The organism is Sphingomonas ginsengisoli An et al. 2013, from assembly GCF_009363895.1.
Classification (GTDB): Bacteria; Pseudomonadota; Alphaproteobacteria; order Sphingomonadales; family Sphingomonadaceae; genus Sphingomicrobium; species Sphingomicrobium ginsengisoli.
On record NZ_CP045434.1, the window covers coordinates 2482979 to 2495613 of the forward strand.

Below are 12635 nucleotides of genomic sequence, written 5' to 3' on the forward strand. Positions count from 1 at the left end.
GGAAGCAATCAGGACGGCGGCAAGGCGATGGCGGCCTCCCGTAGAATGGGATGGGGTCATTGGTCAGACTTTCGGGACGAGGACGGATCGGTCGCACGGCGGGCTTTCGCGAAGCCGCGATCGGTGGCGATGAACCGCTCCAGCATGGGGACGATGAGTTTTGTCGGCTCGATCGGAGAACCGCCGTCGGCCAGCAAACGCCCGTAATCGGTCAGATCGCGGTGCAAGGCGGCGGGCAGTTCGACCGTGACCTTGACCGGCTTGTCATCGGCGATCGGGCCGAGCTTGAGCTTGCTCATGGCGCGCTCCCGTAAGGTTCGAGCACGAGATCGCGGGTGACGATCACGCGGACCGGGAAGCCGGGGCGGATGGTGAGCGTCGGGGCGATGTCGAGCTGGCGGCCGACCACCTGCCGTCCGACCTGGCTCACGCTGTCGGATGCGCCCTGACGCAACGCGCGGGCGATCTCGCTCTCGTCACCGGACGATCCCGCCTGGCTGCCGATGCTGAGCAGGGTCGAAAGTGCTGCGGCCTTGAACAGCTCGCTCCAATGATAATCGACGCCATCCTCAAGACCGGCATAACCTTGCGGGTCCGTGCCGGGCTGGCGCTCCAGCACGATCGAGCGGCCGTTCGGGAAGATCAGCCGATTCCAGACGAGCAGGATGCGGCGCTGTCCGAAGCCGACGCCATTGTCGTACTGGCCGATGACACGGGTGCCCTGCGGGATCAGCAGGATGCGGCCGGTCGGGCTATCATAGATGTTCTCCGTCACCTGCGCAGTGATCTGGCCGGGCAGATCAGAGCGGATGCCGGTGATGAGGGCGGCGGCGATCACCGCCCCGGCCTGAAGCACGTTCGGCGATGCGGGGGCCGCGACGCGATCGGGCGAGACCGTGCGCTTGTCGGGCGTTTGGTTGAGGAAGGCGAGCTGACGGTCCTGCGCCGAGGGTGTCGCCGGCTGCGGTGCCAGGCCGAGGCTGGCGAGGTCCGGCATGGGCGCTGCGGAAGGCGTGGAAGCCCCCGGTGTCGCCTTGTGTGTCTCGGTCGGGGCGAACAGCTTCGCCAGCCGTGCGGCCTCCAGCTCCTGCAAGCGGCGCTGCTCCTCCGGGCTGGGACCGGCGGGCATCGGCGTCGTCATCGCCGGCGGCGTGACGGGCTGGCCGCGGTTCTGCGCGTCGAGCATGGGGCGGCCGAGATCGCCGGGCAGCGGCGGGCCGAGCACCGGGCCGGTATAGTCCTTCGGCAGACCGTTCAGCCCGTCCGGCGTCGTCCGGTTATCGGTGGAATAGAGTTCCTCGCTCTTGCCGCCGCCATGGCCGACCTGAAGCGCATAGATCAACGCTCCGCCGACGCCCATGCTGGCGACGACACCCAGACCGGCTAGCACCTTGCGCGACAGGCGGGTGACGCGCGGCGGCTCGGACCTCAGTCGCATCGGCGCGACCGGCTCGCCGGTCAGCGGCTGGGCGTCGTCGCCCCCCGCATCGGTCGGACGCGGAGCATCCGGCTCGCGGCCTTCTTCCTTATAGGGATCGGCGGCGCTCATGATGCCGGCCTTCCGTCGGTGCGGGAGATACGGACGCGCTTCTGGCTGCGGTCGGCGCCGAAACGCAGTTCGGCGGCGGCGAACAGCCGATCGATGATCATGTAGTTGCCGCGCACGCGGTAGTTCACCAGTTCGGAGGTCGCGCCTTCCGGCCCGACGACGAACAGCGGCGGCATCTCGCCCTGGCCGATACCGCGCGGGAATTCGATGAAGACCTGCCGGCCGTCATCGAAGGCGCGCAGCGGTTTCCACGGGGCACGGTCGCCCGACACTTCGTAGCGGAAATTGACGCGGGACAGATCGACCCCGGTCGAGATCGGCTGCTGGGCTTCTGCCTGTGCATTCTGGCGTCGCAGCGCGATGAGTTGGTCCTGCGGGTACTGCCAGGACACCGAGGCCATATAGGTCCGCTCGGTCGAGCGCAGTTCCATATGATAGGTGCGCAGGTTCGTGTTGATGACGAGATTGGTCATTAGTTCGGGCCGGGTCGGCTTGACGAGGATATGGACCTGCTTGCCCGCGCCAGCGCCGCTCTCGGTATCGCCGATGATCCAGCGCACCGTGTCGCCGGCGGCGACCGGGCCGGAACCGACCAGCGTTTCGCCCGGTTGAAGCGCGATGTCGGTGATCTGCCCGACAGCGGTGTAGACCTGATAAAGCGCCCCTTGCGTGAAGGGATAGACCTGCATGGAGTTGATGAAGCCGTCGCGGACAGGCTGGATGCGCGCGGCGGCATTGGCCTGATTGACGCGGGCGGCAGGATCGACCGGCTCGGGTGTTTGGCGCGAGGCTCCCACCGGCTTCATCTGGCCGGGCAGCGGCAGAGGCTTGGGCAGTTCGACCACGGTGACGGGCGCTGGCGGATCGACCGTCTGCACGGCGGGCGCCGCGTCGTCATAGGCGATGTCGGGCGGCGGGGTCGTGGTCGCACAGCCGGCGAGCGCCGTGGCGGAGAGCAGCACGACCGCATAGGCGGATTTACGGAGAGACGGGAATACGGGAGTGCGTGCCGCCGGACGTCCGGCGGTCGGATGAGACGGCCGGATCATTGTCCAAGCTCCTTCGACCAGTTGATGGCGTTGACGTAGATGCCGAGCGGATTGGCCCGGAGTTTTTCCGCATCGCGCGGGGTCTGGAGCGCGATCGTCAGGATGGCGGACCAGCGTTCGGTGCTGGCGAGTGCGCCGTCCTGATAGCGGCGCTCAATCCAGGCGACGCGGAAACTGTCGGGCGACGCCCGGATCACGCTGGAGACTTCGACGGCCACCTGCTGCTTGCCGACCTTGGTGAAGGGGTCGTTGGCGCGGGCGTAATCGTTCAGCGCCAGCGCGCCAGCCTGCGTGGTAAAGTCGTAGGCGCGCAGCCAGTTTTGGCGGACGATGATGGCGTCGGCGGGGATCGAGCGGACCTGCTCGATGAAGCGCGCGAGGTGGAAGGCGATCTGCGGATCGGTCGGCCGGTAGTCAGCGATGGCGGGGGCAACCGCCTGCGCCTGTCCGAGCTTGTCGACCTGCACCACCCACGGCACGATCGAGCCGCTGGTCGATTGCCAGACCAGCGCGGCGGACAAGCCCGCCGAGAGCGCCAGCGAACCGAAGGCCATGAGCCGCCAGTTCTTCGCCTGCACGCGGGCGGAACCGATGCGGTCGTCCCAGACCTGGCTCGCGCGTTGATAGGGCGTCTCGGGCTGGGGTGATTTGCCGTAATGGGTGGCGGGTCGCTTGAAGATGGACATGGATCAGTCGCTTTCGGAGAGATTGACGGAAGAGCCGCCGCCATGGGCGTCGCCGGACTTGACGGCGTGGGCGGCGGCCTGGACGCCGTGGGAGAATTTCTGGGAGCGCTGCATCCGCTTCGCCCAGGCGGGCGGGCTGCCGGCGGCGGATGCGGACGGTGCGTCAGGGGCTGAGGCGGCGTCGGCCTCTCCGCCGATCGTGCCAGCAGTCGAAGAGCCGCCTGTCACCTCGAACGCGCCGCGCGCACCGGACTGGTAGCTCTGCTTGAGGCTGTCGGCGGCGCGACCAGCGGCCTTCTTCAGCGGCGAGACGGCGGCTTGCGCGCCAGTCGAAGCGACATTGCCGAGGCCGGATGCGACGACGGATGCGCCGGACTGACCGGCCGCGCCGAGGCTGTAGGCGGCGGAAGCGCCACCCGCGAGCGCAGCCCCGCCACGGGCGGCGGCAGCGGCGCCTCCCGCCAAGGCCGCTCCACCGGATGCGACGGCGCCGATGGCCGCACCGCCTGCCGCGACCATGCCGCCGGCGGCGAGGCCCGTGCCGATCGCCGCGCCGGCGCCAAGCTGCGGGCCGCCGGAAACGAGACCGTTGGCAATGCCGGGACCGAAGATGCCGAGGCCGAGAAGGGAAAGAGCCGCGAGCACGATCGCCATCGCATCGTCGATGGTCGGCGTCGCACCGCTGAAGCCCTTGGTGAACTCGGAAAACAACGTCGAGCCGATGCCGATGATGACGGCGAGCACCAGCACCTTGATGCCGGACGAGATGACGTTGCCGAGCACGCGTTCGGCCATGAAGGCGGATTTGCCGAACAGGCCGAAGGGGATCAGCACGAAGCCGGCGAGCGTCGTCAGCTTGAACTCGATCAGGGTGACGAAGAGCTGCACGGCCAATATGAAGAAGGCGAGCAGGATCAGCGCCCAGGCGAACAGCAGGCAGGCGATCTGGATGAAGTTCTCGAAGAACGACACCCAGCCCATCAGGTCGGAGATGGAATCGAGTAGCGGGCGACCCGCATCGAGGCCGGTCTGCGCCACCTTGCCGGGACGCATCAGGTCGGAGACCGAGAACCCTGTGCCGCTGGCCTTCAGGCCGAGGCCGGCAAAACTCTCGAAGACGATGCGGGCAAGGTTGTTCCAGTTGCCGATGATGTAGGCGAAGACGCCGACGAACAGCGTCTTCTTCACCAGCCGGGCGATGATGTCCTCGTCGGCGCCCCACGACCAGAACAGCGCCGCCAGCACCACGTCGATGACGATCAGCGTGGTGGCGATGAAGGCCACCTCGGGTTTGAGCAGGCCGAAGCCGCCGTCGATGTAGCGGGTGAAGACTTCGAGGAAATGGTCGATGACGCCGGTGCCCTGCATGTCAGCGCGCCTCCAGGTCGATGGGCGCATCGGCCGGCATGGACTCCTTGCGGATCGGATCAGCGGCTGGGTCCGGCGCGGATGGGAACAATGTCGTCGGCGCGCCCGGCGCATCGGGTGCCGATGTGCTGATCTCGCTGCCCTGTTTCAGGAAGCGGTCGCGGTTCTGTGCCCATGCCTTCAGACAGGCCGGATCACGGGTGGCGGCCTCGCCCATGTCGCGGCAGCGGCGCAATATCGGCCGCGACGGTGCGGTCTGCGCATCGAGGTCGGGCCGGAGGATACGCACCTCCGGTTCATCAGGCTTGCGCGTCATCTCGATCGCGGTGGCAGTGATGGCGACGCCGACGAAGACGACGGCGCCGATCCGGGCGAGCATCTTGCCGTCCATGGCGTCGCTCCCCTCAATTGCCGCTGTTCGGGAACATCCGGGCATTGCCCGGCTGATAGCCCGCGCCCGGTGTCAGGAAGCGGCGGCGCTGCTCGCGGCCCTGTTCCGCGGCAGCGGCACGTTCGGCATCGGTCAGCGCCTGCGCCCGACCGTTGGCGGCGACGACGGCGGTGAGATCGGCGAGCTGCTGGGCCTGAAGGGCGAGAAGCTGGTTGCCGGCCTGGGCCGCCTGCAACGCGCCGGTGGCGCCCTGGCTGGCCCCGACCAGCCGTGACATCTCCGTGCGGTTGGTGTCGATATTGCCGACGACGGTGGCCTGCACCTTCATCGCGTCCTGAAGACCGCCGACCGTGTTCTGCCAGCGCGAGCGGGCGTCGGCGACAAGCTGCTTGTCCGACGCCGACATCGAGACATTGGCGTATTTCTGGGAAAAGACCTGATCGATCTGCTTCACGTCATAGGCGATGTTCTGCGCCTGTTGCAGAAGCTGTTGGGTCTTCTGCACCGACTGCTGAATCTGCTGAAGCGACGAGATCGGCAGGCTCGCCAGATTCTTCGCCTGGTTGATGAGCATCTGCGCTTCGTTCTGAAGCGAGGTGATCTGGTTGGTGATCTGCTGGAGCGCGCGGGCCGCCTGTATGACGTTTTGCGCATAGTTCGATGGGTCGAACACGACGATGGCGTGGGCCGGTGTCGCCACCAGTGTCGTCAACACTGGCGCGGCGATGATGGGAGTGGTCAAGAGCGCGGCAGCGAGCCGCGCCGCGCGGGTGCGGCGGAAAGTCATGGCAGTGTCTCCAGATTGGTGAGGTTGGGGATGAGATCGGCAGCCCATTCGACGCCACGATGGCGCAACCAGGCGGCGAGGAAGCCTTCCGAGCCGTGTTCGGCCATGACGGCTGCGATGGCAGCCTGATCGGTCTTGGAGGATGCGGCGCAGAGCGCCAGCGCCACCTCCGACAGGCCCAGCTCGAACAGCCGGTTGCCGCGCCGCGACTGGCAGTAATAGTCGCGCTTCGGCATGGCCCGCGCGAGGATCTCGATCTGCCGGTCGTTGAGACCGAAACGGCGGTAGATGGCGGTGATCTGCGGCTCGATCGCCCGTTCGTTGGGAAGCAGAAGCCGGGTCTGGCAGCTCTCGATGATGGCAGGCGCGATCGCGCTGCCGTCGATGTCGGATAGCGACTGCGTGGCGAAGATCACGCTGGCGTTCTTCTTGCGCAGCGTCTTCAGCCATTCGCGGAGCTGGCCGGCGAAGCCCTCGTCGTCCAGCGCGAGCCAGCCTTCATCGACGATGATGAGGGTCGGCGACCCGTCGAGCCGATCTTCGATGCGGTGGAACAGATAGGGGAGCACGGCGGGTGCGGCGTCCGTGCCGATCAGCCCTTCTGTCTCGAACGCCTGAACGGTCGCGGTGCCGAGATGTTCGGCCTCCGCATCGAGCAAGCGGCCCCAGGCACCCCCGACACAGTAGGGACGCAGCGCCTGCTTGAGGTCGTTCGACTGGAGCAGGACGCAGAGGCCGGTGATGGTGCGTTCCTCGACCGGCGCGGAGGCGAGCGAAGTCAGCGCCGTCCAGAGATGCTCTTTCACCTCCGGGGTGATGGCGACGCTCTCGCGGATCAGGATGGCGACGATCCAGTCGGCCGCCCAGGCGCGTTCGGCGGTCTGTTCGATGCGGGCAAGCGGTTGCAGCGAGACGGAGGTTTCCGATCCGTCCGTCAGCCCGCCGCCGAGATCGTGCCAGTCGCCGCGCATGGCGAGGGCTGCGGCCCGAATGCTGCCCCCGAAATCGAAGGCAAAGACCTGCGCGTTTCGGTAACGACGGAACTGAAGCGCCATCAGCGCCAGCAGCACCGACTTGCCCGCGCCGGTCGGGCCGACAACGAGCGTATGCCCGACATCTCCGACGTGAAGGGAAAACCGGAACGGGGTCGAGCCTTCGGTCTTGCCGAACAGCAGGGGCGGTGCACTGAAGTGCTCATCCCGTTCCGGCCCCGCCCACACCGCTGAAAGCGGGATCATGTGGGCGAGATTGAGCGTGGAAATCGGCGGCTGCCGGACATTGGCGTAGACGTGGCCGGGCAACGATCCGAGCCAGGCATCCACGGCGTTGATGGTCTCTGCCATCGCCGTGAAGTCGCGGCCCTGAATGACCTTCTCTACGAGGCGTAGTTTCTCGTCGGCGATGCGGGGATCATTGTCCCAGACCGTTACCGTCGCCGTGACATAGGCGATGCCGGCATAGTCGGCACCGAGTTCCTGAAGCGCGAGATCGGCATCCGCCGCCTTGTTCGACGCATCCGTGTCCACCAGCACGGATTGCTCGTTGGTCATCACCTCCTTGAGGATCGCGGCGATGGACTTGCGCTTGGCGAACCATTGCCGCCTGATCTTGGTCAGCAGCTTCGTGGCGTCGGTCTTGTCGAGCAGGATGGCGCGAGTGGACCAGCGATAGGGGAAAGCCAGCCGGTTCAGTTCGTCGAGCAGGCCCGGTGTCGTCGCGGTCGGAAATCCGGTGATGGTCAGCACGCGCAGATGCTGATCGCCCAGGCGCGGCTCCAGCCCGCCGGTCAGCGGCTGATTGGCGAGCAGCGCGTCGAGATAGATCGGGGTTTCGGGGACGCGTACACGGTGCCGGTGCGTGGACACGCAGCCATGCAGATAGGTCAGCGTCTCGCTGTCATCAAGCCAGCGGCATTCCGGCATGAAGGCTTCGATCAGGCGCAGGAGCCGGTCGGTGCGGTCGGCGAAACCCGACATCACCTCGTTGGGATCGATGCCGGTCTTCTCGCGGCCCTCATAGAGCCAGGTTTCTGCGCGCGCGGCGTCCTCGGCGGGCGGCAGATAGGTGAAGGTCAGGAAATAGCTGGACTCGAAATGCGCGCCCGCTTCCTCGAAATCCGCCTTGCGCTCGGCATCGATCAAAGCGGAGGCGGAATCCTGGAACAAGCTGTTCGGATAGGTCGCGGCGGCATGGCGCTGCGCTTCGACGAAGATCGCCCAGCCAGAACCGAGACGGCGGAAGGCGTTGTTCAAGCGCCCGGCGACGGCGACCAGTTCGGCCGGCACGGCGCTGTCGAGGTCCGGCCCACGGAAGCGAGCTGTCCGCTGAAAACTGCCGTCCTTGTTCAAGACGATGCCGGCGCCGACCAGCGCCACCCAGGGGAGGAAGTCGGCGAGCCGTGCGTTTTTGTTACGGTATTCGGCAAGGTTCATCATCGCGCGGCTCCCTGTCAGACCGTGAGGTGCGCGGGGATGCGCAGATGGCGGCGGCCGACCTCGACGAAGAGCGGATCGCGCTTCGCCGCCCAAACCGCCGCGAAATGGCCGATCACCCAGATGGCGAGGCCGACCAGCCACAGGCGCAGGCCGAGGCCGACCGCGCCTGCCAGCGTTCCATTCATGATGGCGATGGCGCGCGGCGCGCCGCCGAGCAGGATCGGCTCGGTCAGTGCCCGGTGGACCTGCACTGTGAAGCCCGGAACCTCGCTCCCCTGATCGACGACGCCCGCCATCAGACCAGCGCCCCGCCGCCGAAGGAGAAGAACGACAGGAAGAACGAGCTTGCCGCGAAGGCGATCGACAGGCCGAACACGATCTGGATCAGACGGCGGAACCCGCCCGACGTATCGCCGAAGGCCAGCGCCAGACCCGTCGAGATGATGACGATCACGGCAATGATCTTAGCGACCGGGCCTTCGATCGACTGGAGGATTTGCTGGAGCGGCTGTTCCCACGGCATCGACGAGCCGGAGGCGTGGGCGGGCACGGCCGTCAGGATGCTGACGACGGCGACCGAGGCCGACAGGGTGAGATGGTGGCGCATCACGCGCAGGCGCTGGATCATGGACGATCTCCTTCGGGGTTGAGGTTGGGGGCTTGGGAGGTGGAAATCGGGTCGCCGTCGTCCCCGGAAACCGGAGTGCTGACGGCGGGCACGACGCGGTAGTCGCCGTCAGGGCCAAGACCCTCAACGCGGGCGAGTTCGGACAGGCGGCGGGCCGAGCCACGGCCGGAAAGGACAGCGACGAGATCGATCGTCTCGGCGATCAGCGCGCGCGGGACGGTGACGACGGCTTCCTGAATGAGCTGTTCCATGCGGCGCAGCGCACCGATGGCGCTGCCGGCGTGGATCGTGCCGACCCCGCCCGGATGACCGGTGCCCCATGCCTTCAGGAGATCGAGCGCTTCCGCGCCGCGCACTTCGCCGATCGGGATACGATCGGGACGCAGTCGCAGCGATGAGCGCACCAAATCGGAGAGCGACGCCACGCCATCCTTGGTCCGCATGGCGACGAGGTTGGGCGCTGCGCATTGCAGTTCGCGCGTGTCCTCGATGATGACGACGCGGTCGGCGGTTTTCGCCACCTCGGCGAGTAGCGCATTGGTCAGCGTGGTCTTGCCGGTCGAGGTGCCGCCGGCGACGAGAATGTTGGCGCGCGATGCTACGCCCTCACGCAGCGCCTCGGCCTGGGCCGCCGACATGATCCCGGCCGCGACGTAATCGTCGAGGGTGAACACCGCGACGGCGGGCTTGCGAATGGCAAAAGCCGGGGCCGCGACAACCGGCGGCAACAGCCCCTCGAACCGCTCTCCCGTCTCCGGCAGTTCGGCCGAGACGCGCGGGTTACCCGCATGAACCTCGGCGCCGACATGGTGGGCGACCAGGCGCACGATGCGTTCGCCATCGGCAGGCGACAGGCGTTCGCCCGTATCGGACAGCCCTTCGGAAAGTCTGTCGATCCAGATGCGGCCATCCGGGTTCAGCATAACCTCGACGACGGCAACGTCTTCCAGAAACCGGGCGATGGCCGGACCGAGCGCCGTGCGCAGCATCCGCGCGCCGCGTGCCAGACCTTCCGAATTGTGATGCGAAACCGCCATTCGATCCCCGATCTCGCCGGGGAGAAACACACGGTCCCCGGACGGGGATGATTAAAAGAGCCGGAAATCAGGTCGGTTCAACAACTATCGAATGTCGTGCGGGGATCGGCGAGAAAAGGCGGCAATCGGCGGGATTGAATATTTGCCGACTACCGCCATCAGCCCTTCATGATTGTGAATCACCACTGCCATTTCGCCGTGCATCAATGTCACGCGACAGGTCTTTGAGGAACCGATCGCCGGTCGCGAGTTTCCGGCCGAGCGTGTTGAGGAATTTCGTGAACCGTTCCCCGCCCTTCGCCTTGGCCGATGCGTGGGCACTCTCGGGAAGCGGTGGTGTGATGGTCATCCAGTATTCGACGAACAGCGAGAGCGTCTCACCGAGGATGGCGAGGTCTTCGTCCAGCCCGTCGATCTGGCGACCGATCCGGTCCATGCGACGGGCGAACACCGCCTCCAGCCGTTCGGAGGCGTCGGCGGACAGGAAGGATGCGACGGCGGCTTCGATGACAGCGGACTTGGAGATGTTGCGGCGGAGCGCCAGCGCCTCGACCTTCTTCAGAAGATCGGGATCGAAATAGACGTTCATGCGGGTCTTGGTCTGCATGACCGCCATCCTCACAGGTCGATGCCGTCAGCCGGGTCCATCGTCGCCTGCCGGGCGACCGACGTGACCTGAAGGCGGAGGCGGCGGGCTTTCGCGGCGTCGATGTCGGGATCGTCGTCGAGCACGTCGAACTCGTTGAAGGTCGAAGGCTCGGGCGGCGCGATTTCCTCGTGCTCGGGCAATTCCGGCTCACGGCGGATACCCGCATTGGCTGGATCGACGACGCCGCCGCTCCCGTCACCCGGTGCGGCGCCTGCCGACGTGGACGGGATCGCCAGCGCCGACCAGTCATCAGCGGGCTGCTTCGCCGGACCTTTTGCCTCAGCCAGCTTCGGCGGAGGCAGGATGCGCTCCATGAACCGGGCGTCCTCGTAATAGCGCGCCTTCTTCGCCCGCACCGGCGGCACGCCCGCGACCAGCAACAGTTCATCGGCGGGCAGAAGCTGCATGACCTCGCCGGGGGTCAGCAGCGGCCGGGCCGTCTCCTGCCGCGACACCATGAGATGCCCAAGCCAGGGCGACAGCCGGTGGCCGGCATAGTTGGTGGAATCGCGCATTTCCGTCGCGGTGCCCAGCGCATCCGAGACGCGCTTAGCGGTGCGCTCGTCATTGGTGGCGAAGGCGACTCGCACATGGCAATTGTCGAGCACACTGTTGTTCGCGCCATACGCCTTCTCGATCTGGTTGAGGCTCTGCGCGATCAGGAAGGATTTAATGCCATAGCCCGCCATGAAAGCGAGCGCGCTTTCGAAGAAGTCGAGGCGGCCGAGTGCGGGAAACTCGTCGAGCATCAACAAGAGACGATGGCGGTTGGACGATGTCTTCAGGTCTTCGGTCAGCCGCCGCCCGACCTGATTGAGCAGCAGGCGGATCAGCGGCTTGGTGCGGTTGATGTCGGAGGGTGGCACAACGAGATAGAGGCTGACGGGCTTTTCGCCCGCGACCAGATCGGCGATGCGCCAGTCGCACCGCGCCGTCACCTTCGCCACCACGGGATCGCGATAGAGACCGAGGAACGACATGGCGGTCGAAAGCACGCCCGACCGTTCGTTGTCGCTCTTGTTCAGAAGTTCGCGCGCCGATGACGCGATCACCGGATGAACGCCGGCTTCGCCCAGATGCGGTGTGTTCATCATCGCGCGCAACGTCGCCTCGACGGGGCGCTTGGGGTCGGAGAGAAAATTGGCGACGCCAGCGAGAGTCTTCTCCTTCTCGGCGTAGAGAACGTGGAGGATCGCACCGACCAGCAACGAATGGCTGGTCTTTTCCCAATGGTTGCGCTTGTCGAGCGCGCCTTCGGGATCGACGAGGATGTCGGCGATGTTCTGCACATCGCGGACTTCCTTGTCGCCGCGCCGCACCTCCAGCAGCGGATTATAGGCCGACGAAGCCGGATCGGTCGGATCGAACAGCAGCACGCGGCCATGCTTCGACCGGAAGCCGGCGGTCAGCCCCCAATTCTCGCCCTTGATGTCGTGGACGATGACCGAACCGGGCCAGGTCAACAGCGTCGGCACCACAAGGCCGACGCCCTTGCCCGATCGGGTCGGGGCGAAGCACAGCACATGCTCGGGGCCGTCATGGCGCAGATAGTCGTGGTCGAGGCGGCCGAGCAGGACGCCATCGGGGTCGAGCAGCCCGGCCGCCTTGATCTCTTCCGGTTCCGCCCATCGCGCCGATCCGTATGTTGCGACGGTCTTCGCCTGCCGGGCGCGGATAACGGACATGCCGATCGCAACGGCGATGGCGATGAAACCGCCCGATGCCGCGACGAACGCACCCTCGACAAAGATCGAAGGCGCATAGGCATCGTAGCAATACCACCACCAGAAGAAGATTGGAGGATAATAGACCGGCCAACCCGCCGCCTCGAACCAGGGCGGCCCAAGCTGCGCCTGAAACCCCAACCTATAAGCAACCCATTGCGTCGCCGCCCAGGTCGTTAGCAGGACAATGGTGAACACGAGGGCGATCTGCCCCCAGAGAATCTGGCCTCCGCGCATACAGGCTCCGATCGGCAAAAGAGACGGAGCCGATCAGAGAATAGCCGTTCCGACCACAAGCAACAGCAATTCCGAAGCGTGCGGGTTTCGGATAC

At 66.3% G+C, this 12635-nt stretch carries 13 protein-coding genes; all 13 read right to left on the reverse strand.

What is annotated here, in order from left to right:
* Window positions 1–56: 56 nt before the first annotated feature.
* The 13 genes from GCU42_RS12110 to GCU42_RS12170 all read right to left on the reverse strand — a co-directional run bounded on the left by GCU42_RS12110 (window position 57) and on the right by GCU42_RS12170 (window position 12540).
* A complete protein-coding gene (locus tag GCU42_RS12110; RefSeq protein WP_056878402.1) occupies window positions 57–299 on the reverse strand; it encodes a DUF2274 domain-containing protein in 243 nt (80 codons plus the stop codon).
* Window positions 296–1549 (reverse strand): TraB/TrbI/VirB10 family type IV secretion system protein, encoded by a 1254-nt coding sequence (locus GCU42_RS12115; RefSeq protein WP_056878403.1) that lies wholly within the window; start codon window positions 1547–1549, stop codon window positions 296–298. The genes GCU42_RS12110 and GCU42_RS12115 overlap by 4 nt, the downstream gene beginning before the upstream one ends.
* Entirely contained in the window at window positions 1546–2598 is a 1053-nt protein-coding gene (gene trbG, locus GCU42_RS12120) for a P-type conjugative transfer protein TrbG (protein WP_056878404.1), read from the reverse strand. The genes GCU42_RS12115 and trbG overlap by 4 nt, the downstream gene beginning before the upstream one ends.
* Window positions 2595–3278 (reverse strand): conjugal transfer protein TrbF, encoded by a 684-nt coding sequence (trbF, locus tag GCU42_RS12125; protein ID WP_081420101.1) that lies wholly within the window; start codon window positions 3276–3278, stop codon window positions 2595–2597. Before trbF ends, trbG begins: the two co-directional genes overlap by 4 nt.
* A gap of 9 nt (window positions 3279–3287) precedes the next feature.
* Window positions 3288–4652 carry a P-type conjugative transfer protein TrbL gene (trbL, locus tag GCU42_RS12130; RefSeq protein ID WP_056878406.1) on the reverse strand — a complete coding sequence of 455 codons (1365 nt, stop codon included), beginning with the start codon at window positions 4650–4652 and terminating at the stop codon, window positions 3288–3290.
* A gap of 1 nt (window position 4653) precedes the next feature.
* Window positions 4654–5043: a putative entry exclusion protein TrbK-alt gene (gene trbK-alt, locus GCU42_RS12135; RefSeq protein WP_056878407.1), complete on the reverse strand. Its 390-nt coding sequence runs from the start codon at window positions 5041–5043 to the stop codon at window positions 4654–4656.
* 13 nt (window positions 5044–5056) lie between these two features.
* Window positions 5057–5830, reverse strand: a complete 774-nt coding sequence (trbJ, locus tag GCU42_RS12140) for a P-type conjugative transfer protein TrbJ (protein ID WP_056878408.1) — start codon at window positions 5828–5830, stop codon at window positions 5057–5059.
* On the reverse strand, window positions 5827–8265 hold the full coding sequence (gene trbE, locus GCU42_RS12145) for a conjugal transfer protein TrbE (RefSeq protein WP_056878409.1): 2439 nt from the start codon (window positions 8263–8265) through the stop codon (window positions 5827–5829). Before trbE ends, trbJ begins: the two co-directional genes overlap by 4 nt.
* 14 nt (window positions 8266–8279) lie before the next feature.
* Window positions 8280–8561, reverse strand: a complete 282-nt coding sequence (locus GCU42_RS12150; RefSeq protein ID WP_056878410.1) for a VirB3 family type IV secretion system protein — start codon at window positions 8559–8561, stop codon at window positions 8280–8282.
* Window positions 8561–8872: a TrbC/VirB2 family type IV secretion system protein gene (locus GCU42_RS12155; RefSeq protein ID WP_420496931.1), complete on the reverse strand. Its 312-nt coding sequence runs from the start codon at window positions 8870–8872 to the stop codon at window positions 8561–8563. Before GCU42_RS12155 ends, GCU42_RS12150 begins: the two co-directional genes overlap by 1 nt.
* A 17-nt stretch (window positions 8873–8889) precedes the next feature.
* Window positions 8890–9930 carry a P-type conjugative transfer ATPase TrbB gene (gene trbB, locus GCU42_RS12160; protein ID WP_056878412.1) on the reverse strand — a complete coding sequence of 347 codons (1041 nt, stop codon included), beginning with the start codon at window positions 9928–9930 and terminating at the stop codon, window positions 8890–8892.
* Window positions 9931–10096: 166 nt separating this feature from the next.
* Window positions 10097–10537, reverse strand: a complete 441-nt coding sequence (locus GCU42_RS12165) for a ribbon-helix-helix domain-containing protein (protein WP_056878499.1) — start codon at window positions 10535–10537, stop codon at window positions 10097–10099.
* Between the two features lie 11 nt (window positions 10538–10548).
* The gene (locus GCU42_RS12170) at window positions 10549–12540 is read right to left on the reverse strand and encodes a conjugal transfer protein TraG (RefSeq protein ID WP_056878413.1); all 1992 of its coding nucleotides are present in this window, start codon (window positions 12538–12540) and stop codon (window positions 10549–10551) included.
* Window positions 12541–12635: the final 95 nt, after the last annotated feature.